The organism is Lactimicrobium sp. (assembly GCF_036453465.1).
Classification (GTDB): Bacteria; Bacillota_I; Bacilli_A; order Erysipelotrichales; family Erysipelotrichaceae; genus Bulleidia.
The window spans coordinates 16813-43655 of sequence record NZ_JAZHUW010000019.1 but is presented as its reverse complement, the minus strand read 5'-3'; the positions used below and the strand labels follow the sequence as shown (position 1 = coordinate 43655).

The following is a 26843-nucleotide window of genomic DNA, read 5'->3' as shown; positions in this document are numbered from 1 at the left end:
AATATTAATTTTCAACTGCCTTGAATAAGGGATAATTCACTACACAGAGAAAACGGCAAATCGTCAGTATTCACCTGATTATTTGCCGTTTTACTTCAAAACTTGAGATGTTAGCCCACAGAATTTTCGGATACAATCTATTTTCATGGCATAAGCGTTTTTTTTTGTATATATTGTGTGTTTTCCTCTGGAAATATGATAATTACAGTTCATAAAAACCGGGACACCTGTTCTGGCATTCCGGTATTTTGGTTTGCATTTTTCCTGGTTTGTGTTGTGTCAGTCTGCAAAGGCTGTTGCTGTATCCAGGGCAATCTCCATCATATCTGTGAAGCTGTTCTGTCTTTCTTCGGCTGTGAGGGCAACCGGCTTGAACAGATGGTCAGAGATGGAGAGGATGGACAGTGCTCTCTTGTGGTTGGCACATGCGGTCCAATACAGGCCTGCTGTTTCCATCTCAACGCACAGATGGCCGAAGTCTCTGAGCTTTTCATTCAGGCCCTGCTGCGGGTAATAGAAAAAGTCAGATGTATAGACTTTGCCGACTCTGGCATTGACGTTCTTTTCTCTGGCAACATTGACTGCCTTTTCCAGCATGTCAAAGTCTGCACAGGCAGCGAGCTGGCCGGGGATGCCATAGGCATTGCCATAGTTGGAGTTGGTGGAAGCTGCTTCGGCAATGACGACATCACGGGCATTGACGGACATATCCAGACCGCCGGCAGAACCGATGCGGATGATGGCTTCGACACCGAACTGGCTGTAGAGTTCCTGAGTATAGATACCGATGGAAGGAACACCCATGCCATGTCCCATGACAGAGATTCTCTTGCCTTTGTAAGTGCCGGTGAAGCCCAGCATGTTTCTGGTGTCATTGAACAAAACAACATCAGACATGTACTTGTCGGCGACTGCCTTGGCACGGAGCGGATCACCAGGCATCAATACGACCTTGGCAATTTCTGCCTTCTGAACAATACTTGCGGAAATAGATTCTTTGTTTGCCATTTTCATTCTCCTTTTATTTCTGGAACAGTTTTTTCAGATTCTCTTCAAACGGCGGATAGACAATGCCCCGCTCGGTCACAATCGCGGTTAACAGACTGTGGTCCGTGACATCAAAGGAAGGGTTGTAGCAGTCAACTTCCTTGAGGATCATCGGCTCCTTGTACCACATGGAGCGGATCTCATCCGGATCTCTTTGCTCGATATGGATGTCGCTGCCGGTCTTTGTATTGAAATCAATCGTGCTGGAAGGACCCAGTGTATAGAATGGGATGTGGTAATACTTTGCCAGGATGGCAACCCCGGAGGTGCCGATCTTGTTGGCAAAGTCACCATTGGCAGCGATGCGGTCACAGCCTACCATGACAGCCTGAATCTTGCCTTCCTTCATGACAAGGGAGGCCATGTTGTCACAGATGGAAGTAACAGGCACGCCGCTTTTTGCCAGCTCAAACGAGGTCAGTCTGGCTCCCTGCAGCAATGGTCTTGTTTCATCAGAATACACATGGATGTGCATGCCTTTTTCCTGGGCCATGTACATCGGAGCTGTGGCAGTGCCATAGCCAAGACATGCCAGATATCCGGCATTGCAATGGGTCAGAATGCCATCGCCATCCTTGATCAGGGTGACGCCATATTCGGCAATCTTCCGGTTCATCTCGAGGTTTTCAGCATCGATGCGCTTTGCCTCTTTGATCAAAGTGCGGGCAATCTCATGGCAGTCATTTTCCTGACACTTTTCAGCTTTATGCATCTGCCGGTTCAATGCCCATGACAGATTGACTGCGGTCGGTCTTGCCGAGTTGAGATAGTCTGCCTGTTTCTGCAGCATTTCCAAAAACTCTTTGCGCGGCAGATCTGCGATCTGCCCAGCCAGTACAGCCAGGGCATAGCCGGCAAAGACACCAATGGCCGGGGCACCTCTTACCTGCAGCAGCTTGATTGCATTCCACATGCTTTCTGCATCATCCAGGCTCAGATACTCCTCATGATTGGGCAGTTTGGTCTGATCCAGGATAATGACACTTTTTTCATCATCCGCCAGACGGATGACATCCAGTCTTTCCTGCATATCGTTATTCCTCTCTGTTCTGCTTTCCATATTTGTTCACGGCAAAATCACGCATCCAGTCCACCTTGTCCTGCGGAATGATGCATGGCTTGCCAATCGTCAGTGCTTTGTAATAAATCTCTGCACTTGTCTCCAGTACTTCTGCCACTTTAAAGCATTCCTTGAGATCCTTACCCACGCAGACGGCTCCGTGGTTGGCTAAAAGTACCGCCTGGCCTTTGCCAAGTGCTTTGGCACAGTTATCGGCCAGCTCTTTGGATCCCGGCAGGGCATACTCTGCGCATCTGACTTCCTGGCCGATGGCCTGGGCCAGCTCATCGGTCACAACCGGAATGGACTGTTGCAGCACACCAAAGACAGTGGAGCTGATCGGGTGGGTATGCAGGATCGCATTGACATCTTTGCGCCCGGCATAGATTTTTGCATGCAGCCCTGCTTCGACTGAAGGCACCCGGCGGCCCTGATATACACTACCATCCGGGTTTAATGCGACGATATCTTCCGGCACCAGTTTGTTATACGGCATGCCGGAAGGGGTGATGTAAAGCAGTCCTGTTTCAGGATCACGCATGGAAATATTGCCCCATGTTTCAATGGTCAGATGGCGGCTTTCCATGGCGATGCCTGCTTCCAGGATCAGATCAATGATCTTTGTGTTCAGTGTATTTGTGCTCATAGCTTTCATTGTAGAAGGGGCGGGAAGAAAATTCAATCAATGACTGGAAAAGTAAAATCAGCGAAAAAGTTTTCAAGAGATAGAAATTTTTACATTCTGTGTTGACATTGTTTTGATCTGCAGTAAACTGAAATCACAAACCAGTGATTGGGAGATCAAACATACGAAGCGGTCAACAGAGAGCCGGGAGGATGGAAACCGGTGATGTCAGCGGTATGCAAATGGACCCATGAGGGACTGATGAAAGCTTATGTGAGTACTCAGTACGCAGTGTCAGCGTTACAGGACAGGAAATGTGATTGCATTTTCGTTAAGAGTGGATTATTTCATCAGGAAATAGTCATGTAAGGTGGTACCGCAGATGATAACGTCTGTCCTTCATTGGACAGACGTTTTTTGTTTAACAGGTATCCGGAAATGCAGAGAAGAAAGAGGAGGAAAAAATCACATGAAAAAGTTTGGATCAATGGTTCTCAGTGCCGTTCTGGCGGCTTCTCTGGCAGGATGCGGTGCATCCGGCACAGCATCTGCTTCATCATCTTCTGCTTCGGGTACTTCATCTTCTGGCAAGGTGTACAAGGTAGCGATTGTCAAACAGCTGCAGCACGCATCTCTGGATGAGATTGCCAATGCCATTACGAGTGAGCTGGATGCCATTGCCAAAAAGGAAGGCATTACGATTGACTATGGCGATGTGTATGATGGCCAGAATGATCAGTCGCAGTTAACAACAATTGGTTCTCAGGTTGTCAATGATGATGTGGACTGCATCATCCCGATTGCCACCCTGGCTGCCCAGACGATGGCTGCTGCTGCCCAGGATTCCGGCACACCGGTTGTCTTTGCCGCAATCTCGGATCCGGAAAGTGCAGATCTGACCGGCTTTGACAATGTGACCGGCACAAGTGATGCTTTGGATACGGACCGCATCCTGGATATGATGCTGGCCCAGAATCCGGATGTCAAAACCGTAGGCCTGCTGTATTCCACCAGTGAAACAAACAGCCAGAAGCCGATTGCAGATGCCAAGGCATATCTGGATAAAAAGGGTATCTCTTATGTGGAAGCAACCGGCAATACAACCGATGAAATCCAGACCGCTGTTTCCAATCTTGTTTCCCAGAAGGTAGATGCGGTATTTACACCAACTGACAACGTTGTTGCAAGTGCAGAACTCTCCATTGCCGATACACTGGCAGAGGCTAAGATTCCTCACTATGTCGGTGCTGACTCCTTTGTCAGAAACGGTGCCTTCGCTACCTGTGGTGTCAACTATACAGATCTTGGCAAAAAGACAGCTGATCTTGCTTATCAGGTCATGAGCCAGGGCTTTGATTCTCTGACAGATGATACGATCGATGGTGCCGAGAAGGTTGACAACTACTATGTGATCAAGGGTACGATTGTAACAGTTAACTCTGAGACAGCTGAAAAGGGCGGCTTTGATGACAGTTCCTTCAGCCAGTTCGGTGATGTGACAGAAGTAACAACGACAGAGGAATAAGGAGTTAAAAAGTTAGATACAAGCAAGAAAAAATGTATGATTCCGTGCTCCCGCCATGGCGGGAGCTTATGTGTGTAAAGAAGGTGGATTATGGTATACATAGCACAGACGGCGCTGGAGCTTGGTACGATCTATGCGCTTGTTTCACTGGCATTGTTCTTAAGTTTTCGGATTCTGAACATTGCCGATCTGACCACGGATGGCTGCTTTGTATTAGGAGCAGCTGTCTCAGTATCGATTGCGGCCAAGGGGCATCCCTGCATTGGTGTTGTGATGGGAATGTTAGCCGGAGGGTGTGCCGGCTTTGTGACGGCCTTTCTGCATACCCGCATGGGTGTACCGGATATTCTGGCCGGCATCATCACCAACACCGGGCTGTATACCATCAACCTGATGGCCATGGGCTGGAGCTCCAATATCTCCCTGCTCAAGAAAGAGACAATCTTTTCCTTATTTAAAAAGACAGGCATCGGCGGTTCCTGGTATCCATTGATTCTTTCCGGTATCATTGTTGCTTTGTGCATGATATTGATGCGGCTGTTCTTAAACACACGGTTAGGTCTTTCGATCCGGGCAACCGGTGATAACAAGGACATGGTCGCTGCTTCTTCTATTGACAGCCGCTATACGATTACGGTCGGTCTGGTTGTGGCAAACATGATGACCGGTCTTTCCGGGGCACTGGCCGGACAGTTTCAGCGGGCCGCTGATGTCAACTCCGGCAACAGTATTGTTGTCATCGGCCTGGCCTGTCTGATCATTGGTGAAACCGTGATCCATGGTCAGAAGTCTTTGACCAGGAATATCATTGCCGTGCTGGTCGGCAATATCATCTATCGTTTTATCTATGCCATCATTCTGCGCACCGGTCTGATTCCGGTGGAATCATTGAAACTGATGACGGCCATCATCGTGGCTATTGCCATCGGTGCGCCGACTGTCAAAGAAGCATTTGCCTATCGGGCAAAGGCACACCGGGAGGGTTGATCTATGCTGGAGCTGGAACATGTCAGTAAGACATTTGCACCGGGAACGGTGAATGAGAAAAAGGCACTTGTGGATGTCAGCCTGAAGATCAATGACGGTGACTTTGTGACCGTGCTTGGCTCCAATGGGGCCGGCAAGTCCACCCTGTTTCAGGCTATTTCCGGCACGTACAGGATTGATTCAGGAAAGATCATGCTCGATGGCAAAAACATTGCCTATGTACCGGAGTACAAGCGGGCCAGGTATATCGGCCGGCTGTTTCAGGATCCTTTAAAGGGAACCGCCCCGCACATGACGATTGAAGAAAATCTTGCCCTTGCTTATCTGCGGGCGGGGACGCATACCAATCCGTTCTCCCATATTTCCAAGGATGATCGTGAGAAGTTCCGGGAAGCACTGAAGAAGCTGGATATGGGTCTGGAAGACCGCATGAATGTGCCGGTTGGCACGTTGTCAGGCGGGCAGCGGCAGGCTTTGACCTTACTGATGGCTACGATTGTGCCGCCCAAGCTGTTACTGCTGGATGAGCATACGGCTGCTCTGGATCCGGCTGCGGCGGAAAAGATCATGGCATTGACCAATGCCATTGTGAAAAAGAATCATACGACATGCCTGATGGTAACCCATAACATGCACCAGGCATTGACAACCGGCAACCGGATTCTGATGATGAAGGATGGCCGCATTGTCTCGGATATTCATGATAAATCCAATCTTACCGTGGAGGATCTGCTGGCCAAGTTCCATCAGGATGCCGGGGAAGATCTGGACAATGACAGGATTCTTTTGTCGTAAGCGAGTACAATGTTGTACCGGGAGGCAGTATGGCAAAAGAAGCGAAAACAAATGCAATGCGGCTGCTTGACAGTGAACATGTCAATTATGTCCTGCATACGTATGATACGTCGGACGGCCACATCGACGGTCTTGCCGTGGCTAAAAAGTGCGGTGAGGATCCCGAACAGGTGTTCAAGACCCTGGTGACCCAGGGTAATGATAAGAACTTTTATGTCTTTGTGGTGCCGGTGGAAAACGAGCTGGATCTGAAGGCATGTGCGCGCAGTGTCGGTGTCAAAAGTGTGGAGATGATCCATGTCAAGGATCTGTTGAAGACAACGGGTTATATCCGGGGCGGCTGTTCACCGATCGGCATGAAGAAAAAATACACAACCGTCTATGATGAGACGATTGTGCTGTTTGATACGGTGCTTGTATCGGGTGGCAGGATCGGCACGCAGGTTGAGATTGCCCCGGCTGATCTGATCCGGATTACCGATGGCATCACCGCGGATATCAGCCGCGCTTAAGATCGTTGATGATCAGACGGATGAGATAGGCGATGAAGATGCCGGTGATGTAGCCGGCCATATCGATGCATACATCCCGGATACAGCCATAGCGGCCTGGGACAAAATGCTGAATGGATTCGTCAATCATGCTGGAAGCTGGCCAGAGTACCCACTTTGGCCAGCTTTTGTGGTTGAATCTGCCGGCGGGATAAACTAACAGTGCCAGCACAAAGTATTCTGAGAAATGGGCCAGTTTGCGCACATAGAAATGCAGGGTATCAAAGGGGACTATGAAACCGGTTTTTTCTACCCATGGCAGAATGGCCAGAGTGATGGTTTTGGATAAAGAGCCTGAGGCAGTGCCTGTCTCCATGGAGTTATGCCATACCAGAAACAGGTAGATGCCGACAATGATCCACATCCACCTGTAATCTTTTGTCTTGTCTGCTTTTGTTTTCATCCCTGCCATGATATCAGAGTCTTTGTCATCATGCTATAATGGAAGCCATGGCAAAAAAGATCAATGAAATTGTCAGAATTCTTCTGGGCACTTTTCTGCTTGCCCTGTCGGTGGAGGAGTTCATTCTTCCTTTCAGTATTCTTTCCGGCGGTGTGGCAGGCATTGCGGTTGCCCTGGAGCCATTCTTCCATCTGGATGAGACAATCTTCGCCAATGTTCTGACCCTGGCTTTTTTGATCCTGGGACGGTTCACATTGGGCAGAAAGTTCATTCTGGATTCGGTGCTGTCATCCATCAGCTATCCGGTCTTTACAACGATTCTTGCCCACTTCGTGGTGCCGCTGGATATCTCTCCGGCCATTGCCTCACTGTATGCAGGACTTTTAGGCGGCATTGGTGTCGGCATTGTCATGAGCACGGGTGCTTCTACCGGCGGCGTGGATATTCCCACGATGATTCTGGCCAAGGTGTTTCATCAGAAGATCGGTACGATGGCAATGATTCTGGATGGCTGTACGGTACTGCTGGGTGTGATTGCCTATGATCTTTCGGCGGCTTTGATCGGATTGTTGTCGGTGTTTGCGTCTTCGTTTGCGATCAACCGGGTTCTCTATGCCGGCCAGAACAGTTCCAAGAGCGTGCAGATTATTTCAGATCAGTGGCAGACGATCAATGCGCGCATCCGCAGTGAGCTGGAGCGCGGGGCGACGATCCTGCAGGCCCAGGGTGGATATTCGGGAAAAGAGCGGCCGGTGCTGTTATGTGTTGTGTCGCAGCGGCAGTACAGCCGTCTGCTGCAGATTGTGCATGAGGTGGATAAGCGCGCCTTTATCATAACGACAGATGCGAGTGATATGCACGGAGAAGGCTTTACATTCCCATCTCCTTCCGCCAGAATGTAGCTGTTATGGTAGAATACCTAAGCATCACCGGAGGTTTGTATGATTGAGTGTTCACATGTATATAAAAGATATAAAAACGGCACCAATGCCCTGTATGATATCAATCTCTCCATTGCCCAGGGAGAGTTCATCTATGTCATTGGTCCGACTGGATCAGGAAAATCGACATTGATCCGTATCCTGGATGGTGAGATTGTGCCGACCAAGGGTACAGTCAAGGTTGTCGGCATTGATGTCGGCCATCTGAAGAACCGTCAGGTGCCGATTTACCGCCGTAATATCGGCGTTGTGTTCCAAGATTACAAGCTGCTGCCGCAGAAGACGGTGGCAGAGAATGTTGCCTATGCGCTTGAGGTCATCAATCTGAAAAAGAAGATGATTAAAAAAAGAGTGGCAGAGGTATTGGAAGTGGTTGGTTTAAGTGAGAAGGCCAATGCGTTTCCGCGTGAGCTTTCCGGCGGCCAGCAGCAGCGTGTTGCCATTGCCCGTGCGATTGCCAACCGTCCGAAAGTACTGATCGCAGATGAGCCGACCGGCAATCTGGATCCGGCCAAGAGTGAAGAGATCATGGAGCTGCTTGAGAAGATTCATGAGGAATATGGCACAACGGTGATGATGGTGACCCATGATCTGACGATTGTGAACAAGTACAGAAGACGTACGGTTGTTCTGGAACATGGCCATATTGTGGCCGATCTTGCGGAAGGAGGCTATGTCCAGCATGATCAGTAGACCGATTAAAGAAGGTGTCCGCGGTGTAGGCAGACACTGGGCAATGGCGCTGTCCAGCTCCATTGCGGTTACCATTACTTTGATTATTATTTCCCTGTTTATGCTGTTCATGGTCAATGTGCGCCAGTTTACGACCAATGTGGAACAGGGCATGGAAATCTCGGTCATGATTGACTGGGACCATGAATCCCAGGCTGATGAGGATGCTCTCAAGAGCCAGATTGAGGCTTTAGATGGCATCAAGTCGGTGCGCTTTTCTTCCAAGGATGAAGAGCTGCAGTATTATATTGATCAGTTTGATGATGAAGAGACAAAGAAGGCTGTTGAATCCCTTGTTTCGGATAACCCGATGCATGATGCCTTCTATGTGGAAGTGATGGATGGTGATGATATTGCCACCACTGCAGATAAGATCAAAGCGATGGATGGTGTTGCCAGTGTCAACTATGGCGGTTCTTCCACCATGAACATGGTTTCGGCCATGAATACGGTCCGCAAGGGCGGTACGATTCTGGTTGTGGCTTTGACCGTTCTGGCGATCTTCCTGATTCAGAATACGATCAAGCTGACCATCTATGCCCGTCAGGATGAGATCACGATTGAGCGCAATGTCGGTGCAACCAATCGTTTCATTCGTTCTCCGTTTGTGGTCGAAGGCATCATCATTGGTGCCATCGGTGCTCTGATTCCGATTGCTTTGACAATCTGGGGATACCGCTATGCATGGAAGCTGACCGGCGGCTATCTGATCTCGAATATGTTCCATCTGGTTCCGCCGATGCCATTTACGCTGTACCTGTCCGTGGTGCTGCTTGTCATTGGCATTCTGGTTGGTCTGATCGGCTCCTATCTGTCCGTGACGCGCTATTTGAAATGGAAACGATAAGACCCGGTACATCCGGGTTTTTTCGGATATGAGGAAATTGCATGAGTGAAAATCAGGATAACAAAGATATAGAGGAAAAAAAGGCAGAAAGTACACCGGTGGATGCTGGGAAGAAGGAGCAGGATGATCTGGTTGTGACAATTCCTTTGAAGCGGCATCTGTGGCCGGATGAAGCTGCTTTAAAGAAAGAAAAGAAGAAGACAAAGAAGTTAAAGAAGCTCTGCATTATCTTGAGCGTGGTATTTCTTGCGGGCGGCTGGCTGGGCGGCTCCTTACTGCCTTTACCCAAGACGGTAAGCCTGCGCTATATGATCCAGAGTGCCTTCCATCTTTCTTCTAAAAATAAGGTAGATGAAGTGCGGGATATCATGGAGAACTCCTGGTATTTTGGCAAGGATATCTCGGATCTGGATGATCGGTTAACCGATCAGGCCATCAAGGGCATGACAGATAATGATGAGGATACCCACACGGAATACATGTCCAAGGAAGAAGAGGCTGACTTTGTGCAGTCCATCAACCGCAACTATGTCGGCATTGGTGCCCAGTTCATCATGTACTCTTCCCAGGCCATGGTTACCAAGGTGTTCAATGGCTCCCCGGCGGAACAGGCGGGCTTACAGGCTGGCGATATCATTGTCTCGGTGGATGGCAAAAGTATGACAGGTTCAGACAGTTCCACGATCAAGGAAGCTATTCAGGGAGAAGAAGGCAGTCAGGTTGTGCTTGGCATTGTCCGGGATGGACAGAGCCAGGATATTACGATCACCCGCGGAGCTGTATCCGCTACTGCCTATGCAAAGATGCTGGATGACAGTACGCTGTATCTGCAGCTGTATCAGTTTGGTGATTCGACGGCGCAGGATGTCAAGAGTGATCTGGATGCTTTGATTGGCGATAAAGACAATGTGTCAATGATTCTGGATCTGCGCGGCAATGGCGGCGGCTATCTGAACTCTGTGCAGGCACTGGCATCGTTCTTCCTGGATGAGGGAGATGTCATCATGCAGCAGGAATTCACTGATGGCAGTTCCACTTCCATTACGGCTGACAAGGGTAAGTATGGTCAGATCCATAACATTGTGATTCTGGTGGACAGCGGCACGGCATCAGCTGCGGAAGTATGCACGCTTGCTTTGAAGCAGAACCGTGATGATGTAACCATCATTGGCAAGACAACCTATGGCAAGGGCACGGTGCAGACAACCACAGAGTTCTCCGATGGTTCTGCTTTGAAGTATACCAACAGCCGCTGGCTGTCTCCCAATGGCACCTGGATCAACGGGGTTGGCATCACACCGGATCAGGATGTGGATCTGGATGAAGCTTTGACCATGACCTATCCATCCATGAATGATGGTGACAGCTATGGCGTGGATTCTGTCTCAGATGTTGTCAAGGCAGTACAGAAAGTGCTTGTGTACTTTGGCTATGATCCTGGCCGTACCGATGGCTATTTCTCTGCGGATACACTGACGGCATGGCATGCTTTTGAAAAGGATCATAACATGGCACAAAGTGATGTCATTGACTACACGGGCTATATGAATACCCTGTCTGAAGTAACCTATGACTGGGCGACAAGCACGGCCCATGACACGCAGCTGGCTGCGGCAAAGGAGGCACTGCATGGATAATTCCCATCATTTTGAGCTTGTTTCACCATTCAAGCCGACCGGGGATCAGCCCGAGGCCATTGATGCATTGTGTGAGGGTTTGAAAGAAGGCAAGATGGAGCAGGTGTTGGAAGGTGCCACCGGTACCGGCAAGACCTTCACAATGGCCAATATCATTGAACGTATGGACAGGCCTACCCTTGTGTTTTCCCATAACAAGACCCTGGCAGGACAACTGTATGGTGAGTTCAAGGAACTGTTTCCCCATAACCGGGTGGAATTCTTTGTTTCAAACTTTGATTACTATCAGCCGGAAGCGTATATGCCTAAGACCGATATGTATATTGAAAAGACAGCTTCGGTCAATGATGAGCTGGATATGTTCCGTGAGTCTGCTCTGAATTCGCTGTTAGAGAGACACGATACGATTGTGGTGGCATCGGTTGCCTGCATCTATGCGGCATCTGATCCTAAGCAGTACAAGGACATGTTTATGACCATCCGGGTAGGGGAGTCTTATCCGCGTGATGCATTGCTGCGCAAGCTGGTGGAGCTGCAGTATACCCGCAATGATGTAGAGCAGGCCAGAGGTACGATGCGGGTACGCGGGGATACGATTGATCTGACTCCTTCATGGACAGATCAGTTCTGCATCCGCATTGAGATGTTCGGGGATGAGATTGACCGCATTACCGAGATTGATCCTTTGACCGGCCATATCCAGAAAGCCTATTCCTTCTATAATATCTTCCCGGCCAGCGGCTATGCCCGTTCCAAGGCACAGATGTTACGGGCCTGTGATGAGATTGAAGAGGAACTGGAAGAACGCCTGAAATACTTTGATGCAAAAGGAAAGATGCTGGAGAAGGAGCGTCTGGAACAGCGCACCCGGTTTGATCTGGAAGCACTGCGGGAGAATGGATACTGCTCAGGCATTGAGAACTATTCGATGCATATCGATGGCAGAAAGCCGGGTCAGAGACCATGGAACCTGTTTGATTACTTTCCGGATGACTATATGATGTTTGTGGATGAGAGCCATGTGTCCCTGCCGCAGATCCGCGGCATGTACAATGGTGACCGCCAGCGCAAGGAAACACTTGTGGAATATGGATTCCGGCTGCCCAGTGCTCTGGAAAACAGGCCGATGCGCTTTGATGAGTTTGAAAAGATCCGTCCCCAGGTTATTTACTGCTCGGCTACCCCGGGTGATTATGAGCTTGCTGAGACGAACAATCAGGTTGTTGAGCAGATTATCCGCCCGACTGGTCTTCTGGATCCTAAGATTTCTGTACGGCCAACCCATGGGCAGGTGGATGATATCTGCCTGGAACTGGACAAGCGCATCCAGCGCAATGAGCGTGTTCTGATCACCACATTGACAGTGCGCATGGCAGAGGATCTGACATCCTATCTCAAAGAGCGCAACTATAAGGTTGCCTATCTGCACCATGAGACAAAGACATTGGAGCGTACCGAGACCATCCGGCAATTGCGGCTTGGCAAGATTGATGTGGTTGTCGGCATCAACCTGCTGCGTGAAGGTCTGGATATCCCGGAGGTTTCGCTTGTGTGCATCCTGGATGCGGACAAGGAAGGCTTCCTGCGTTCGAAGCGTTCTTTGATCCAGACGATTGGACGTGCGGCCCGCAATGAAAACGGCGAAGTGATCATGTATGCGGATGTGGTGACGGAATCGATGTCGGAAGCCATCAATGAGACCAACCGGCGCCGTTCCATTCAGGAAGCGTACAACAAGGCCCATGGCATTGTGCCTCATACCGTCAAAAAGCCGATCAGTGAGGCTATCCGCGGTGTGGAGACCAAGGAGATGGCGAACAAGTATCTGTCTCATCATGCCAAGGTGAGCAAGAAGGACCGCAAGACGATGATTGCGGATCTTCAGAAAGAGATGAAGGAGGCTGCCAGGTCGCTTGATTTTGAGCGGGCAGCCGAGCTTCGTGATATGCTGTTTGAGATAAAAGCAGAGGAGTGAGAAGTGAGGATGGATTACGATAAGATTATCTGCGGCAAGGCAAAGAATATGCGGCCCAGCGGCATCCGCAAGTTCTTTGATCTGGCTGCGGACATGCCGGACTGTATGTCTCTTGGGGTCGGTGAGCCTGATTTCCCAACCCCATGGGGGATCCGGGCAGCTGCCATTGACTCTCTGGAGGCGGGCCATACCAAGTACACGTCCAATGCCGGTTTGAAAGAGCTGCGGGAAGGATTGAGCCAGTGGCTGGCATCACACTATGACCTGCATTACCCGGCTGAGGATTTTCTGATTACGGTTGGTGGATCGGAGGCCATTGACCTGGCGATCCGGGCATTGGTTGCCCCGGGGGATGAGGTGATCATTCCGGAACCGTGCTATGTGTCCTATGAGCCGATTACCACATTGACAGGCGGCGTACCGGTGCACATTCAGACAACCGTAGAAAATTCGTTTCGGGTAAGTGCTGAGCAGATCAAGGCAGCGCTGACACCGCGCACCAAGCTGCTGGTGCTGTCCTATCCGAATAATCCAACCGGTGCAGTGCTGCGCCATGAGGATCTGGTGGCAATTGCGGATGTATTGAAGGATACGGATGTGATTGTGCTGGCCGATGAGATTTATTCGGAGCTGACCTATGGGACAAAGCATGAGTCGATTGCTCATATTCCGGGCATGCAGGAAAGAACGATCTATGTCAATGGTTTCTCCAAGACCTGGAGTATGACTGGATGGAGACTGGGATATGCCTGCGGGCCGAAACCATTGATCAGTGTGATGACCAAGATTCATCAGTCATGCATCATGTGTGCGCCGACCACTTCACAGAATGCGGCTTTGACAGCTTTGTTTGACTGTGATGATGAAGTGCAGGCCATGCACAATGAATATGACCGGCGCCGTCAGTACTGTGTGCGCAAACTGAATGAGATGGGTCTGAAGACGTTTGAGCCGGAAGGTGCCTTCTATGTATTCCCGGATATTTCTTCCTCCGGCATGAGTTCAGAGGAATTCTGTGAGAAACTGCTGAAGGAACAGAAGGTAGCGATTATTCCGGGTACAGCATTTGGTGCATGCGGTGAGGGATATGCACGTATCTCGTATGCATACAGCCTGCGCCATCTGCAGGAGGCAATGAAGCGCATTGCCAGCTTTTTAGAAGATCACAGGAAAGAGAGGACAAACTGATGGATACATTACAGCTGCTGCATTGTCTTGAGAATGATCCGGCTGCTTCGCTGACGGATCTGGCCGATATTCTCAATGAGAAACCAGAGGATGTTGCCAGTGAAAAGGCACGCCTGGAGAAGGAAAAGGTGATCTGCGGGTATCATACGGTCATCAACTGGGACAAGACAGATGAGGAAAGGACCGAAGCTATCATTGAGGTGGCTGCCAAGCCGGAGCGGGGCAGGGGCTATGACCGCATTGCCGAGAAGATTGCCCGTCTGCCGGAAGTGACAGATTTGTATCTTGTTTCAGGCAAGAGTGAATTTCTGGTCATGGTTACCAACCGGACGATGCGCCAGGTCGCAGAATTTGTCGGGCAGAGACTGGCACCGATCGATGGCGTACAGTCGACCGTGACATGTTTCCTGCTGAAGAAGTACAAGGTGGATGGCATTGCCATGGAGTTTGAAGAAGAGGGCGACGACCGCATTCAGATCTCCTGAAAAAACAGTGGACATGCCCACGCTTGAATGGTAATATATTCCGGCGAGTGGGTTTTCCGCTCCTTGCCAGAAATGGCCGTTTAGTCCAGAAGGAGGTGTACACAATGAAAAAGTATGAAGTCATGTACATCATCAATGCATCTGTAGAGGAAGACAAGAGATCTGCACTGATCGCTGATCTGAACAAGATCATCACAAATCAGGGCGGCAAGGTCAACAAGACAGATGAGTGGGGCATGCGCGATTTCGCATACCGTATTGATGATATGACAAAGGGTTACTATGTCGTTTCCGCTTTTGAAGCTGACAATGCCTGCGTGAAAGAATTTGACCGTCTGATGCGCATTAACCCGAATGTCGTTCGTTACCTGATCACACGCGACATTGCCGCGGAGGCCAAGTAATGATTAACCGGGTGGTTCTGGTTGGCAGACTGACCAAAGATGTGGAAGTCCGCAAGACAACGTCCGGTCTTTCCGTTGCCCAGTTTACGGTAGCGGTTGACAGACGGATGTCCCGCGACAACAATGGCCAGCAGAGTGCAGACTTTATTTCGTGCGTTGCATGGCGCCAGAGCGCTGATTTCCTTGGCTCTTATGCCAGAAAAGGAAATCTGATTGGCGTTGAGGGCCGCATTCAGACCAGAAACTATGATGACAAGGATGGCAAGAAGGTCTATGTGACCGAAGTTGTCTGTGACAATGTGCAGCTGCTGGAGAGCAGGAAGAGCCGTGAGGCTGCCGGTTCCTACCAGCAGAACAGTGCTCCGTCTTATGGAGGCTATAACAACAGCTATAGCAATAATGCACAGCCGTCCTACAATGAGCCGGCAAAGCAGAATGATTCTGCCGCCGGTGATGATTTCAAGAACGGGGATTCACTGGTGATTTCCAGTGATGATCTGCCATTCTAAAGGAGAAAGCATAATGGCATTCAGAAAGCAGAGAATGGGCCGCAGAAAGGTATGTTATTTCACAAAGAATAACATCAAGTATATTGATTACAAGGATGTTGAGCTCCTGAAGAGATTCATCTCTTCCAACGGCAAGATTACACCGCGCCGTGTAACAGGAACCCGCGCCAAGTATCAGCGCCAGCTGGCTGTCGCAATCAAGCGTGCACGTCAGATGGCCCTGCTGCCTTACGTAGAGGACTAATGATTTGAAAAGCCTTGAGAAATCAAGGTTTTTTGTTTTCTGAAGAAGGAGAAGACATATGGCAGGACTTGGTACTTTGATCAATGCTTTGGCCATCATTGCCGGCGGTATCATCGGCATGGTGTTTGGCAAAAAGATACCGGAACGGATGCAGGAAACACTGCTGAAGGCCAATGGGGTGGCAGTACTTTTCATTGGTATCGGCGGTGTCATGAGCAAGATGCTCACCATCAAAGATGGAGCAGTGGATACCCAGGGAACCATGATGATGATGATCGGTTCTCTTGCCATTGGGACAGTTGTGGGAGAACTGCTGGATCTGGATGGCTGGATGCACCGGTTTGGCGTCTATCTGCAGAATAAGACCGGCAATGGCTCTGACAGCCATTTCATTGAGGGTTTTGTCAGTGCTTCTTTGACCGTATGCATTGGTGCCATGGCCATTGTCGGTGCCATTGCGGATGGCATCGATGGCAATCATTCGGTGCTGTTTGCCAAAGCTGTTCTGGACCTGATCATTGTCATGGTCATGTCGGCTTCCCTTGGCAAAGGGTGCCTGTTCTCCTTTATTCCGGTTGTGATCTTACAGGGCAGTGTGACCCTGCTGGCAAAGCTGATTGCACCTCTCATTACCACTGCAGCCCTGGCGAATATCTCCTATGTTGGCTCGGTGTTGATCTTCTGCGTTGGCCTGAATCTTGTTTTTGACAGCAAAATCCGGGTCGCAAATCTTTTGCCGGCGATCCTTGTGGCGGCATTGTGGCCGTAATGCGCATTGATGTAAGGGCTTCTATTCAGCCGTGCTATAATAACTGACAGCCAGAGGGATAATGAATCCTGGCTTCTGGAATTGAATCAATATGAATCATAACGTTAGAAAACTGACAGACGGCGCCATGATGACAGCCATCCTTGGCGTACTTATTCTCATTGACCGCTGGACCGGCGGCTTCTTTGAAGGCACGGCAGTCTTTCTGCTGCCTCTGCCGATGGTATTCTACAGTGCCCGTTATGGCATGAAAGACAGCTGGGCAGTCCTGGCCGCCATCTGCATTCTCTGCATTGTGCTGGGATCACCGCAGGCACTGTTTTACATGGCTTCGGAATCCTTCATTGGCATGGTCTATGGCGATGGCATCAAACGAGGCACAAGCACCAGCCGGCTGCTGATCCGGACAATGGCATTAGGCGCCATCGCAGACACCTTATCCATGGTTGTGTTTTCATCCTTCTTCGGCTATGACATGGCTGGTTCCCTTACTGAGATCAAAGATGTCTTCAACCAGTTTTCCAGCCAGATGGGCGTTTCCTTTGACGGCATCATGAACATTGACAGCCTGGCCACCGAGATCTTTGTGCTTGCGGCGGTATTGTCCGGCATGCTGGAAGGCTTTGTGACCCACATGCTTTCCAGAATCATGTTAAAACGAATGCGCTATCCGCTGCCGCCATCCACACCGCTGCGTGATTACTATCCGCCCAAGTGGACTGGCTATGTGGCACTTGTTGGTGTACTGGCATATTTCTATGCCATGCGCAGTACGGGAATGAACAATACCGTACAGGCCATGTGCATCGGCCTTGGCTTAGCCGGGTATTACTATCTGAATCTGTTTGCCATCATTGGCTTAACCGTATGGGCAAGATCACGCAATCCCCGTATTTCCAGATGGATTGTTTTACCAATCTTTCTTCTGGTGATGATGATGGGCATGCTGGGGGCTGTGTTTGGCTTTGTCTATGTATCGACGGATATGCATCAGAGCATGCTGGCGGGGAGGAATAACGCATGAGGGATAAACTGCTGCAGCTGAAGCGGATGATGGCCATCGTGCTGGCCATTCAGGCAGGCATCCTGCTGCTGTTTGCCTTACTGTTAAAAGAAAATGTGCTGGGGGCACTGATTATCCTGATTCTGGAATGTGCCTTCATCTATTATGTCTTTGACCGCTTTGAAGATATCTATGAAGAACAGTCTTCCGGTGTGCGCTCCATCCTTGGCTCCAGTTCCCAGGAAGCTTTTCTGACCGGCGGCATGGGTCTGGTCATTTATGATGACCAGTACCGGATTACCTGGATGAGTGATCTTTTCCAGCAGCGCGGCATTGACCGGGTAGGAGACAGACTGACGGCATGGGTGCCGGAAGTTGGAAATCTTCTTTCCGGGGATCAGGATACATGCACGGTTGTGCTGGATCAGCGGGTGTATGAGATCCGGCGCAAGGAAGATGCACCGATCATGTTCTTCCGTGATATTACGGATCTGACAACATATAAGACACGGTGTGAGCAGGAACAGGTTGTCATTGGCATGGCCTGCTTTGACAACTATGATGAAAGCATTCAGTTTGCGGATGAAGCCGAGGCAGCCAACATCAATGTAGCAGTACGCACACCACTGATGGAATACTGCCAGAGCCATGGCATTCTGATGAAGCGGATTACCAACAGCCGCTATCTGCTTGTGTTAAATGAGAAGATCTTCCAGGAAGTAGCCGGCGATCATTTCAGCGTGCTTGCCAAAGTGCGCAGGGCCGCTCAGAAACAGGAAGTTTCCATTACCTTGTCCATGGCCTTTGCCCGTGGGACAGGTGATTTTGAAGAGCTGGACAACATGACCTCCACATTGATGGATCTGGCCCAGACAAGAGGCGGCGATCAGGTCGCCGTACAGTCCAGCGGCGGGGAAGTGAAGTATTATGGCGGCTCCAGTGAGGCCGCTGAGAAGCGCAGCCGTGTACGGGTGCGTGTTATGAGCAATACCCTGCGCGGATTGATCATGAATGCGTCCAATGTCATCATTGCCTGCCACAAGAATGCGGACTTTGACTGCATGGGAAGTGCGCTGGCATTAAGCCGCATGGTGCAGGCTTTGCGCAAACCGGTATGCATCATTGCCAAAACCGGCGGCATTGAGGAAAAGCTTGGGGCAGCCATGATGGCGCATAAGAAGGAACTGAGTGAGGAAGTCAGCTTTGTGACGGAGTCAGAAGCACTGAACCAGCTGCGCAGCGATACATTGGTGATCATGACCGATCATCACAACGTATCCCAATCCAATGGTGCCAAGGTAGAGGCTGCGGCCAAAAAGGTTGTGGTCATTGACCACCACCGCCGTTCTACTGACATGGGTGTCAAGCCGGTGCTTGTTTATATTGAAGCCGGTGCTTCCAGTGCCAGTGAGCTGGTGACGGAGATGATTCCGTATGTGTCTACCAAGACGGATCTGTCCGAGCTGGATGCGACATTCATGTTAACAGGCATGACGATTGATACCGATCACTGGCATGTGCGGACCGGATCAAGAACTTTCGATGCCGCCAGTGCACTGCGCAAATATGGTGCGGATCCCCAGCTTGCCAATGAATGGCTCAAAGATACCTACAGTGAGTTTGCTTTGAAGAGCAGTGTGATTGCCTGTGCAAAGCAGTATGAACCGGGTATCCTGATTGCAGCATATGATGGTCAGGAAGTGACCCGTTCATTGATGAGCCAGGCGGCCGATTCCCTGATGGAGATTCAGGGTGTGCAGGCAGCGTTTGTGATTGCGGATGATGATCATGGTGAAACATGTATTTCTGCCCGCAGCAATGGCAAAATCAATGTACAGGTAATTATGGAAGCGATGAATGGCGGCGGCCATATGACCGCTGCGGCTGTCCAGCGCAAGGGAACTTCGGTTGCCGCGCTTGAAAAAGAGCTGGAAATGGCGCTGGGACAGTATGAGAAAGAGGAGGAAAGTGACGATGAAGGTAATTCTTAAGCAGGATGTAAAGAAAGTTGGAAAAAGAGGCGAGATTGTGGAAGTCGCCGATGGCTATGCCAGAAACTTTCTGATTGCAAGGGGACTGGCTGTGCCGCAGACTTCTCATAGTATGGAAGTGCTGCATGAGCAGCAGGAAAAGGAAGCAGAGCTCGCGGCACAGAAGAAGGCTGAGGCTGAAGAAATCGCAAAGAAGCTGGAAAAGATGGAGCTGCGCTTTCAGGTGAAGGCAGGCAAGGAAGGCAGAGTGTTCGGTTCTGTTTCTACCAAGCAGATTGTGGAACAGCTGCGCCGTCAGGGCATCAGTATTGATAAGCATAAGATCCTGGATACGTATCCGATTTCTTCCCTTGGCGTGACCAAGGTCAGAGTGGAGCTTTACAAGGGTGTGATCGGTACGATCAGTGTCCATCTGTTCGGGAGTGAAGAATAATGGCAAAAGTGCTGCCATCGGCGCCGGAAGCAGAGGCGAGTCTGCTTGGCACCATGATGGTCTATCCCAATGCGGCCAGACTGGCAATGGAAGAGGGGCTGTCAGGAGATGATTTTTTCCTGGAAGCCAATCGGAATATTTTCATTGCGGCCAGTCAGCTGTATCAGGAAGGCAGTCCGATTGATCTGGCAACGGTATCAACCCGTCTGTCTGATCAGAATCTGCTGGAAAAAAGCGGCGGCATCGGTTATCTGACAGAGCTGGTGGATGCCTCTGTTACAAGCTATAACACCAAAAACTACATCAATCTGATCAAAGACAAGGCTTTGATGCGCCGCATGATTGAAACTGCGGCTAAGATTGCCGAGGATGGCATGGATGGCCAGACCAATGTGGATGATTACCTGGATGCAGCGGAAAAGCAGATTATGGAAGTATCCCATAACCGCAGAGCCGGTGAGTTCAAGTCTTCTCAGGTCGTCATGAATGATGTGCTGGCCAATATCCATAAGATGGCTGAGGCACACAGCAACGTGACCGGCATGAAGACCGGCTTTGAGGCATTGGATAATACTCTGCATGGTTTTCAGCGCGGTGATCTGATCATCATTGCGGCCCGTCCTTCCATGGGTAAAACAGCCGTGGCACTCAATGTCGCCATGAATGTGGCGATGTATCAGCCCGATGCAGCCGTGGCCCTGTTTTCTTTGGAAATGGGTGCAGAGTCACTTGGCATGCGTATGCTCAGTGCCAAAAGCGGCATCAAAGCAGATAATCTGAAAACCGGCCAGCTGAGTGATGATGACTGGAACCGGGTCAATGAGGCAGCCGGGGAGCTGCGCTCAGCCCATATATACATCGACGATAATCCGATGACCAAGGTGGCGGATATTGCCTCCAAGGCAAGAAGACTGCAGGCGGAGCACAAGGGCGGCCTGTCTTTGATCATGATCGACTATATCCAGCTGATTACCGGAGACAGACGCAATTCTGGTGAAAACAGACAGCAGGAAGTATCTGATATTTCCCGTGGCCTTAAGAATGTGGCCCGTGAGCTGCAGGTGCCGGTCATTGCTTTGTCACAGCTGAGCCGTACAGTTGAGCAGCGTGAAAACAAGCGGCCGATGCTTTCTGACCTGCGTGAATCCGGTGCTATTGAGCAGGATGCGGACGTGGTCATGATGCTGTACCGTGATTCTTATTACAATGAGGCAGCCAAGGAAGAGGCTGAGAAGAATAACAGTGAGCAGCTGGAGATCAATATTGCCAAGCACAGAAATGGTGCCACCCGCAAGATCATGCTTGCCTTCCAGGCCAATACCAATGCCTTGTTCAATATCAGCGGCCAGACGGAGCCTGAAGAATCATGAAACGCTTCTGGTCTGTGACAGCCTGTCTATTGGGAGCCATTGCCATTGTGATGGTTACGTCTTTTTTGTCGCCATCGATTGGCACAAATGTGAATCTGACCTCCACTGGTCTTTTTTCACAGGCTGTCACGGCCATTCATCTGCACCCTTCCACAAAGTATGTGCTCTATGATGGCGCAAAGCGGATCGGTGTTGTTTCCTCTAAGGAAAAGCTGGATCATTTTCTGAAAGAGGAATATGCGCAGGATTATGCAGCGCCCTTCCCGGATACGGCATTGGCGCTGGGACAGGATGTGTATCTTGCCCGGGAACAATCCTACTTTTCCTATGCAAATGAGGATGAGGATATCTTTTCCTATCTGAAGCAGAATCATCTGTTTTCGATTGGTGCTGTCATGGTGACGATGCGTGATGATGAAGGCACGGCTGGAAAGATCTATGTAAAAAACCAGGATGTGTTTGACCAGGCACTGCGCTCTTATCTGCAGCTGTTTGTCAGTGCAGAGGATCTGGACAGATTGGAAAACGGAGAGAGTCAGCCGGAACTCTCTGCACCAGGTGAGCAGACGACTGGTATTTCGCTTGGACAAAAGATTTCTTATGCCAGGGCATCTGCACCGGTAGAGGAAGTGATGGCCAGCAGCGATGATGTGCTGAACTGGCTGGAATACGGACCTGACACAAAGAAGTCCTATTATACCGTGGAAGACGGAGACACTCTGGCCGGTGTTGGCATGAAGAATCAGGGCCTTTCGGCAAGACAGGTAATGATGCTCAATACCGATACCATTTCCAATGTGCATCAGTTTCTTCTGGCAGGACAGCAGCTGAATGTGACGTATTTTACTTCAGCTTTGAGTGTGACGGTGACAAAGCCACGGCTGGTCAAGGAAGAGATTCCGTTTGCGACCCATTATATTGAGGATGAAACGGTGGCACCCGGCACAAGGAAAATCCTGCAGGAAGGTGTCAGCGGTATACGCAGTGTGCTGTATCAGGAGACATGGACCAATGGCGTATTGAGCAAGGGAGCCTTTGTCTCTTCTCATGATGACAAGCAGGCTGTGGATGAGGTTGTGGCAGTGGCACCGGGCGAGGCCGGCCAGCTGGGCACAGGTACTTTCATCTGGCCTGTTGACAATGCGGCGATTGCCTGCGGCTGGGAAGATTACAGCGGCCATGAAGCACTGGATATCATCAACGTATACAACCGCTATGGTGATGTCAAAGCAGTGGATGCCGGTATCGTGGAAGCCAATGGCTATGATCCCTTTGGCGGCAATTATCTGATCATCAATCATGGCAATGGCCTGTATTCCTACTATGGCCACCTCAATGAGGCATCTTCTCTTGAGGTCGGCAGGACTGTTCTGCGCGGGGATGTGATCGGTCAGATCGGTACCAGCGGTAATGCCACAGCACCGGCATTAAGCTTTTATATTGGTATCCAGGAACCGGACAATGCACACAATCCGTGTGACGGCTATCTGGATTGTACGGGGTATGCATATGAGAATTGATCTTTTGGCCAGTGGTTCCAAGGGCAATGCCTGTGTGGTGCGGGATGGTACCACATGCATTCTGATTGACTGCGGCTCGACAAAGAAATATCTGTTTTCGTCTCTGGCAAAGGTAGGTGTAGAGCCGGATGAGATTGATGCGGTATTGATTACGCATGATCATGCGGATCATGTCTCACAGATCCGTCACTTTGCGGATCATACGATCTATTCACCGGTTGAAATTCCGGATATTGAGACGCTGCATGTGCAGGCGATGAAGCCGTTTGTGATTGAAACACTGAAGATCACGCCGATTGCCCTGAGCCATGATGCCCCGCATACAACCGGCTATATCTTTGAAAACGGCAGTGAAAAGCTTGTGTATGTGACGGATACAGGATACGTTTCCGAGCGGTATTTCACCTTGATGAAGGGTGCGGATACTGTCATAATGGAAAGCAATCATGATGTGGGCATGTTAATGCATACAAGAAGGCCGCAGTATGTCAAAGCCCGCATCTATTCGGATGAAGGACACCTTTGCAATGAGGACTGTGCAGCGGTGCTGGATGCGATTGTCACAAAGAATACTAAGACAATCTTTCTGGCCCATCTGTCACAGGAAGGCAATACAAGAGAAAAAGCACTGGATGTGACCAGCAGCCTGCTGCTGGCACATCACCATGACCTGAACCATCATCTGGTTGTGGCGGCTGCCGGTCAGTTTGAGATACTGACCAGGGGGAATACGGATGAAGAAATGGATTATGGCACTGTGTATCGTGCTGTTGGCATGGAATGCGGGACTGACCTATGCTTTGACCCGAAAGACAGCATCTGAAAAGAAGGATACCACCCAGGAACAAAGTGAATATACACTGACTGACTATACATCTGATCTTTCTGCCATGGTTTCCAATGTGCGCGCTTCGGTTGTGCAGGTAGTTTCCTCAACAAGAGGATCCGGTGTGATCTTTGGTTCGGATGAGGGCAATGCCTACATTGTTACAAGTAAAAGTATCGTCAATGACAATGATGCCGCTTCGGTTTATTTTGATTCAGGCGCAGAAATTGACGGAACGGTGATCGGCAGGGATGATGGCACCGGTATTGCCGTCATCAAAGTGCCTGTTTCCTTCTCGGTAACGGTCTTTACCAAAGGGGATTCCGATGGTGTATCGGCAGGTGAATATGTCAGCTCGCTTTCCGGGCGCAATCTGGACACCGGCCGGATGGGTGTTGCCTTTGGCACCGCTTCGGATGCCGGCATGGGCCGTGTCAGTTCTTCCACCTTGTGGCGGGCTCAGCTGATTGAAACGGATATCCGGCTGGCCAATTCTGCCATCGGCGGCCCTTTGTGTGATGGCGGCGGTGCCCTGCTTGGCATCATGCTGGACAGTGTGGAAAACGGGGATAATAACCGCAGCTATGCCATTGGTGTTTCGGATGTGCAGAAAGCCTATGATGAGATTGTGAAAGACGGCAGTGTGACAAGAGGTTCTCTGCCCATTACCGGTGTCAATCTGTCAGGACTGCGCCAGTATCAGAAGAGTGAAAGAGGATTGAATCTGGATGCCTCCAAGGGAATTCTTGTCAACAGTGTCGGCGGCAGTGCCCAGGACATTTTGAAGACAAATGACATCATCCTTCAGGTCAATGGCACAAGTACCGACAATCTCAAGGAGCTGCGCTCTGTTCTGTATGACTGTGAGAGCGGCCAGGAACTTTCTTTGACAATTATTCGTGATGGCAGTCAGATGGATGTGAGTGTGATTGCCGAATGATACGGATTATTGCCTGTGGGAAGATGAAGGAAGCGTGGATGAAAGATGCCATACAGGAGTATGTCAAACGCATCCGGCCGTATGAAAAGATCGAGCTTGTGGAAGTGGCGGATGAAAAGGCCCCGGAAACCAACAGCGATGCGGAAAATGAGATGGTCAAGCAGAAAGAAGGGGAACGCCTGCTCAAACAGATCCATCCCGATGAATATGTGATTCTGTTGGATCTGGCTGGCAAAGAGTGGACATCGCCACAGATGGCAGACTATCTGGACAAGCTGTATACAAGTGGACACAGCAAAATTGATTTTGTGATCGGAGGATCACTGGGACTTTCAAAGGACGTCATTGCCCGCAGTGATTACCGCTGGAAGATTTCAGCCAATACCTTTCCCCATCAGATCTGCCGGATTCTTACTCTGGAACAGATCTATCGGTGTTTTCGGATTCTGCATCACGAACCGTATCATAAATAATTAGAAATGAGGAGATTATCATGCAGAGAAGCAGTGGCATTCTGATGCCGGTACCATCCTTACCCGGAAGCTATGGCATCGGCTCTATTGGCAAAAGTGCAAAGCAGTTCATCGACTTTCTGGCAGCTGCCAGCATCCGTTACTGGCAGATACTGCCGCTTGGTCCTACCGGCTATGGCAACTCACCCTACCAGCCGCTTTCTTCCTTTGCCGGCAATCCCTATCTGATTGATCTGGACTGGCTTACAGAGCATAAGTATCTGAAAGCAGAAGAATTACCTGAAAAAGAAGCGGAAACCTGGATTGATTATGGAAAGATGTACAATGCGCGCATTGCCCTTTTGAAAAAGGCATGTGCAAGGTTTCCAGAGGTTGATCCAAAAGATTACCTGACTTTTGTTAAAGAAGAACAAGGCTGGCTGAAGGACTATGCCGAATTCATGGCAATCAAGGAAAGCCAGAAGGGAAAACCATGGCAGAGCTGGCCACAGGAGCTGAGAACACATCAGAATGATGCCATTGCCGAAGTCATTGCAGCCCATCATGACAGTGCGCTTTTCTATCAGCGTGTGCAGTATCTGTTTTTCAAGCAGTATGAAGAGCTCAGGGCTTATGCCAAAGAAAAGAAGGTACAGATCATTGGGGATCTGCCTTTCTACATGGCACCGGATTCCATTGATGTCTGGGCCCATCCGGAACAGTTCTCTTTGAATCCGGATGGCAGTCTTTCTGCCTGTGCCGGTATGCCGGGACAGGTATGGGGCAATCCACTTTTCAACTGGGAGAAAATGCAGCAGGATGGTTATGCCTGGTGGATCAGAAGGGCGATGTTTCAATACCGCTTCTGCGACATGTTACGGATTGACCATTTCCAGGGATTTTTCCGCTACTATGCCATCGATCCCAATACCAAAGAAGGATACTGGTGTCAGGGACCTGGTCAGGATCTGTTTGACAGACTCGAGCAGGCCAATGGCAAAAAAGAAATGCTGGTGGAAGATCTTGGTGAGCTGGATGATACATTCAAAGCCCAGGTCAAGGCATCCGGTTTCATGGGCATGCGTATCCTGGAATATGCCTTTGATGAAAAGGATCCCGGCTCCTGGTATATGCCATTCCAGTATGCTCTGCGCAATGCCTGTGTCTATACCGGTACCCATGATAACAATACGCTGATGGGCTGGATCAAGGATGAACCAGAACGGGTGGAAAGAGCCTGCAGGTATTTTGGCTGTACAAAGAAAGAACTCTGGCAGGTAATGCTCAAATGTGTATGGGGATCCCCATGTGATCTTGCCATTGTGCAGGCCCAGGACATTCTCCAGCTGGATGGGACAAAACGTACCAACAACCCGTTTGGCGGCACACATAACTGGTGCTGGCGGGCTGAAACAGGTGCTTTTGATACAAAGCTGGCAGACTGGCTGAAAGAAAACATGGAGCTGTACTGCCGCACGAACAACTGAAAGCAATATGCAGATTATCCCCACGTCTTGATGCGGGGGGGTAATCTGCTATGCTGTAACTGGAGTGGAAAGACATGAAAAATCCAGCAAGATACAA

General features: G+C 50.0%; 28 protein-coding genes. 24 read left to right on the top strand and 4 right to left on the bottom strand.

Features of this window, described 5'->3' with window-relative positions:
- Positions 1–279 precede the first annotated feature (279 nt).
- From deoD to SOI44_RS06290, 3 genes are read right to left on the bottom strand one after another with little or no spacing between them, the layout of a single operon-like run.
- A complete protein-coding gene (deoD, locus tag SOI44_RS06300) occupies positions 280–1008 on the bottom strand; it encodes a purine-nucleoside phosphorylase (RefSeq protein WP_331348374.1) in 729 nt (242 codons plus the stop codon).
- Positions 1009–1021: 13 nt separating this feature from the next.
- On the bottom strand, positions 1022–2077 hold the full coding sequence (gene mtnA / locus SOI44_RS06295) for an S-methyl-5-thioribose-1-phosphate isomerase (protein ID WP_331348373.1): 1056 nt from the start codon (positions 2075–2077) through the stop codon (positions 1022–1024).
- A 4-nt stretch (positions 2078–2081) separates the two neighbouring features.
- Entirely contained in the window at positions 2082–2753 is a 672-nt protein-coding gene (locus SOI44_RS06290) for a class II aldolase/adducin family protein (protein ID WP_331348372.1), read from the bottom strand.
- Positions 2754–3201: 448 nt separating this feature from the next.
- Here SOI44_RS06290 and SOI44_RS06285 point away from each other — a divergent pair, with 448 nt between their 5' ends.
- From SOI44_RS06285 to ybaK, 4 genes are all read left to right on the top strand, one after another.
- Positions 3202–4257 (top strand): ABC transporter substrate-binding protein, encoded by a 1056-nt coding sequence (locus SOI44_RS06285; RefSeq protein WP_331348371.1) that lies wholly within the window; start codon positions 3202–3204, stop codon positions 4255–4257.
- 90 nt (positions 4258–4347) lie between these two features.
- Positions 4348–5244, top strand: coding sequence for an ABC transporter permease (locus SOI44_RS06280; protein ID WP_331348370.1), 897 nt, complete (start codon positions 4348–4350; stop codon positions 5242–5244).
- Between the two features lie 3 nt (positions 5245–5247).
- Complete coding sequence (locus SOI44_RS06275; protein ID WP_331348369.1) at positions 5248–6039, top strand: ABC transporter ATP-binding protein; 792 nt, start codon at positions 5248–5250, stop codon at positions 6037–6039.
- 29 nt (positions 6040–6068) lie between these two features.
- On the top strand, positions 6069–6551 hold the full coding sequence (ybaK, locus tag SOI44_RS06270; protein ID WP_331348368.1) for a Cys-tRNA(Pro) deacylase: 483 nt from the start codon (positions 6069–6071) through the stop codon (positions 6549–6551).
- Here ybaK and SOI44_RS06265 read toward each other — a convergent pair.
- Entirely contained in the window at positions 6538–6993 is a 456-nt protein-coding gene (locus SOI44_RS06265; protein ID WP_331348367.1) for a VanZ family protein, read from the bottom strand. The two genes, ybaK and SOI44_RS06265, sit on opposite strands and share 14 nt — an antisense overlap.
- A gap of 47 nt (positions 6994–7040) precedes the next feature.
- On the opposite strand from SOI44_RS06265, the gene SOI44_RS06260 reads away from it, so the two are divergent.
- The 20 genes from SOI44_RS06260 (at position 7041) to malQ (ending at position 26746) form a co-directional block, all read left to right on the top strand.
- The gene (locus tag SOI44_RS06260; protein WP_331348366.1) at positions 7041–7895 is read left to right on the top strand and encodes a YitT family protein; all 855 of its coding nucleotides are present in this window, start codon (positions 7041–7043) and stop codon (positions 7893–7895) included.
- 39 nt (positions 7896–7934) lie between these two features.
- The gene (ftsE, locus tag SOI44_RS06255) at positions 7935–8627 is read left to right on the top strand and encodes a cell division ATP-binding protein FtsE (protein WP_331348365.1); all 693 of its coding nucleotides are present in this window, start codon (positions 7935–7937) and stop codon (positions 8625–8627) included.
- A complete protein-coding gene (gene ftsX, locus SOI44_RS06250) occupies positions 8617–9513 on the top strand; it encodes a permease-like cell division protein FtsX (RefSeq protein WP_331348364.1) in 897 nt (298 codons plus the stop codon). Before ftsE ends, ftsX begins: the two co-directional genes overlap by 11 nt.
- 41 nt (positions 9514–9554) lie before the next feature.
- On the top strand, positions 9555–11150 hold the full coding sequence (locus SOI44_RS06245) for a S41 family peptidase (protein ID WP_331348363.1): 1596 nt from the start codon (positions 9555–9557) through the stop codon (positions 11148–11150).
- Positions 11143–13125: an excinuclease ABC subunit UvrB gene (gene uvrB / locus SOI44_RS06240; RefSeq protein WP_331348362.1), complete on the top strand. Its 1983-nt coding sequence runs from the start codon at positions 11143–11145 to the stop codon at positions 13123–13125. Before SOI44_RS06245 ends, uvrB begins: the two co-directional genes overlap by 8 nt.
- Before the next feature lie 9 nt (positions 13126–13134).
- The gene (locus tag SOI44_RS06235; RefSeq protein ID WP_331348361.1) at positions 13135–14313 is read left to right on the top strand and encodes a pyridoxal phosphate-dependent aminotransferase; all 1179 of its coding nucleotides are present in this window, start codon (positions 13135–13137) and stop codon (positions 14311–14313) included.
- Complete coding sequence (locus tag SOI44_RS06230) at positions 14313–14798, top strand: Lrp/AsnC family transcriptional regulator (RefSeq protein WP_331348360.1); 486 nt, start codon at positions 14313–14315, stop codon at positions 14796–14798. Before SOI44_RS06235 ends, SOI44_RS06230 begins: the two co-directional genes overlap by 1 nt.
- Before the next feature lie 104 nt (positions 14799–14902).
- The gene (rpsF, locus tag SOI44_RS06225; RefSeq protein WP_331348359.1) at positions 14903–15202 is read left to right on the top strand and encodes a 30S ribosomal protein S6; all 300 of its coding nucleotides are present in this window, start codon (positions 14903–14905) and stop codon (positions 15200–15202) included.
- Positions 15202–15711, top strand: a complete 510-nt coding sequence (gene ssb / locus SOI44_RS06220; RefSeq protein WP_331348358.1) for a single-stranded DNA-binding protein — start codon at positions 15202–15204, stop codon at positions 15709–15711. The genes rpsF and ssb overlap by 1 nt, the downstream gene beginning before the upstream one ends.
- A gap of 13 nt (positions 15712–15724) precedes the next feature.
- Positions 15725–15955, top strand: a complete 231-nt coding sequence (gene rpsR / locus SOI44_RS06215) for a 30S ribosomal protein S18 (RefSeq protein WP_108774378.1) — start codon at positions 15725–15727, stop codon at positions 15953–15955.
- Positions 15956–16013: 58 nt separating this feature from the next.
- Positions 16014–16724 (top strand): DUF554 domain-containing protein, encoded by a 711-nt coding sequence (locus SOI44_RS06210; protein WP_331348357.1) that lies wholly within the window; start codon positions 16014–16016, stop codon positions 16722–16724.
- Positions 16725–16815: 91 nt separating this feature from the next.
- Positions 16816–17748 (top strand): DUF2232 domain-containing protein, encoded by a 933-nt coding sequence (locus SOI44_RS06205; protein WP_331348356.1) that lies wholly within the window; start codon positions 16816–16818, stop codon positions 17746–17748.
- Complete coding sequence (locus tag SOI44_RS06200; RefSeq protein ID WP_331348355.1) at positions 17745–19718, top strand: DHH family phosphoesterase; 1974 nt, start codon at positions 17745–17747, stop codon at positions 19716–19718. The genes SOI44_RS06205 and SOI44_RS06200 overlap by 4 nt, the downstream gene beginning before the upstream one ends.
- Positions 19702–20151, top strand: coding sequence for a 50S ribosomal protein L9 (rplI, locus tag SOI44_RS06195; protein WP_331348354.1), 450 nt, complete (start codon positions 19702–19704; stop codon positions 20149–20151). Before SOI44_RS06200 ends, rplI begins: the two co-directional genes overlap by 17 nt.
- Positions 20151–21521: a replicative DNA helicase gene (gene dnaB / locus SOI44_RS06190; protein WP_331348353.1), complete on the top strand. Its 1371-nt coding sequence runs from the start codon at positions 20151–20153 to the stop codon at positions 21519–21521. The genes rplI and dnaB overlap by 1 nt, the downstream gene beginning before the upstream one ends.
- On the top strand, positions 21518–23041 hold the full coding sequence (locus SOI44_RS06185; RefSeq protein ID WP_331348352.1) for a M23 family metallopeptidase: 1524 nt from the start codon (positions 21518–21520) through the stop codon (positions 23039–23041). Before dnaB ends, SOI44_RS06185 begins: the two co-directional genes overlap by 4 nt.
- Positions 23031–23864, top strand: coding sequence for an MBL fold metallo-hydrolase (locus SOI44_RS06180; RefSeq protein WP_331348351.1), 834 nt, complete (start codon positions 23031–23033; stop codon positions 23862–23864). Before SOI44_RS06185 ends, SOI44_RS06180 begins: the two co-directional genes overlap by 11 nt.
- Positions 23776–24807 carry a S1C family serine protease gene (locus tag SOI44_RS06175; protein WP_331348350.1) on the top strand — a complete coding sequence of 344 codons (1032 nt, stop codon included), beginning with the start codon at positions 23776–23778 and terminating at the stop codon, positions 24805–24807. The genes SOI44_RS06180 and SOI44_RS06175 overlap by 89 nt, the downstream gene beginning before the upstream one ends.
- On the top strand, positions 24804–25280 hold the full coding sequence (gene rlmH, locus SOI44_RS06170) for a 23S rRNA (pseudouridine(1915)-N(3))-methyltransferase RlmH (RefSeq protein ID WP_331348349.1): 477 nt from the start codon (positions 24804–24806) through the stop codon (positions 25278–25280). The genes SOI44_RS06175 and rlmH overlap by 4 nt, the downstream gene beginning before the upstream one ends.
- A 20-nt stretch (positions 25281–25300) precedes the next feature.
- On the top strand, positions 25301–26746 hold the full coding sequence (gene malQ, locus SOI44_RS06165) for a 4-alpha-glucanotransferase (protein ID WP_331348348.1): 1446 nt from the start codon (positions 25301–25303) through the stop codon (positions 26744–26746).
- Positions 26747–26843: the final 97 nt, after the last annotated feature.

Excerpts from the sequence above, each read along its gene's own strand:
- ftsE (WP_331348365.1), top strand. The coding sequence starts at position 7,935 with ATGATTGAGTGTTCACATGTATATAAAAGATATAAAAACGGCACCAAT.
- SOI44_RS06245 (WP_331348363.1), top strand. The coding sequence starts at position 9,555 with ATGAGTGAAAATCAGGATAACAAAGATATAGAGGAAAAAAAGGCAGAA.
- mtnA (WP_331348373.1), bottom strand. The coding sequence starts at position 2,077 with ATGCAGGAAAGACTGGATGTCATCCGTCTGGCGGATGATGAAAAAAGT.
- SOI44_RS06185 (WP_331348352.1), top strand. The coding sequence starts at position 21,518 with ATGAAACGCTTCTGGTCTGTGACAGCCTGTCTATTGGGAGCCATTGCC.
- SOI44_RS06230 (WP_331348360.1), top strand. The coding sequence starts at position 14,313 with ATGGATACATTACAGCTGCTGCATTGTCTTGAGAATGATCCGGCTGCT.
- SOI44_RS06175 (WP_331348350.1), top strand. The coding sequence starts at position 23,776 with ATGAAGAAATGGATTATGGCACTGTGTATCGTGCTGTTGGCATGGAAT.
- SOI44_RS06265 (WP_331348367.1), bottom strand. The coding sequence starts at position 6,993 with ATGAAAACAAAAGCAGACAAGACAAAAGATTACAGGTGGATGTGGATC.
- rpsR (WP_108774378.1), top strand. The coding sequence starts at position 15,725 with ATGGCATTCAGAAAGCAGAGAATGGGCCGCAGAAAGGTATGTTATTTC.
- malQ (WP_331348348.1), top strand. The coding sequence starts at position 25,301 with ATGCAGAGAAGCAGTGGCATTCTGATGCCGGTACCATCCTTACCCGGA.
- ftsX (WP_331348364.1), top strand. The coding sequence starts at position 8,617 with ATGATCAGTAGACCGATTAAAGAAGGTGTCCGCGGTGTAGGCAGACAC.
- rlmH (WP_331348349.1), top strand. The coding sequence starts at position 24,804 with ATGATACGGATTATTGCCTGTGGGAAGATGAAGGAAGCGTGGATGAAA.
- deoD (WP_331348374.1), bottom strand. The coding sequence starts at position 1,008 with ATGGCAAACAAAGAATCTATTTCCGCAAGTATTGTTCAGAAGGCAGAA.
- SOI44_RS06235 (WP_331348361.1), top strand. The coding sequence starts at position 13,135 with ATGGATTACGATAAGATTATCTGCGGCAAGGCAAAGAATATGCGGCCC.
- SOI44_RS06205 (WP_331348356.1), top strand. The coding sequence starts at position 16,816 with ATGAATCATAACGTTAGAAAACTGACAGACGGCGCCATGATGACAGCC.
- uvrB (WP_331348362.1), top strand. The coding sequence starts at position 11,143 with ATGGATAATTCCCATCATTTTGAGCTTGTTTCACCATTCAAGCCGACC.
- ssb (WP_331348358.1), top strand. The coding sequence starts at position 15,202 with ATGATTAACCGGGTGGTTCTGGTTGGCAGACTGACCAAAGATGTGGAA.
- SOI44_RS06180 (WP_331348351.1), top strand. The coding sequence starts at position 23,031 with ATGAGAATTGATCTTTTGGCCAGTGGTTCCAAGGGCAATGCCTGTGTG.
- SOI44_RS06290 (WP_331348372.1), bottom strand. The coding sequence starts at position 2,753 with ATGAGCACAAATACACTGAACACAAAGATCATTGATCTGATCCTGGAA.
- SOI44_RS06280 (WP_331348370.1), top strand. The coding sequence starts at position 4,348 with ATGGTATACATAGCACAGACGGCGCTGGAGCTTGGTACGATCTATGCG.
- rplI (WP_331348354.1), top strand. The coding sequence starts at position 19,702 with ATGAAGGTAATTCTTAAGCAGGATGTAAAGAAAGTTGGAAAAAGAGGC.
- ybaK (WP_331348368.1), top strand. The coding sequence starts at position 6,069 with ATGGCAAAAGAAGCGAAAACAAATGCAATGCGGCTGCTTGACAGTGAA.
- rpsF (WP_331348359.1), top strand. The coding sequence starts at position 14,903 with ATGAAAAAGTATGAAGTCATGTACATCATCAATGCATCTGTAGAGGAA.
- SOI44_RS06210 (WP_331348357.1), top strand. The coding sequence starts at position 16,014 with ATGGCAGGACTTGGTACTTTGATCAATGCTTTGGCCATCATTGCCGGC.
- dnaB (WP_331348353.1), top strand. The coding sequence starts at position 20,151 with ATGGCAAAAGTGCTGCCATCGGCGCCGGAAGCAGAGGCGAGTCTGCTT.
- SOI44_RS06260 (WP_331348366.1), top strand. The coding sequence starts at position 7,041 with ATGGCAAAAAAGATCAATGAAATTGTCAGAATTCTTCTGGGCACTTTT.
- SOI44_RS06285 (WP_331348371.1), top strand. The coding sequence starts at position 3,202 with ATGAAAAAGTTTGGATCAATGGTTCTCAGTGCCGTTCTGGCGGCTTCT.
- SOI44_RS06200 (WP_331348355.1), top strand. The coding sequence starts at position 17,745 with ATGAGGGATAAACTGCTGCAGCTGAAGCGGATGATGGCCATCGTGCTG.
- SOI44_RS06275 (WP_331348369.1), top strand. The coding sequence starts at position 5,248 with ATGCTGGAGCTGGAACATGTCAGTAAGACATTTGCACCGGGAACGGTG.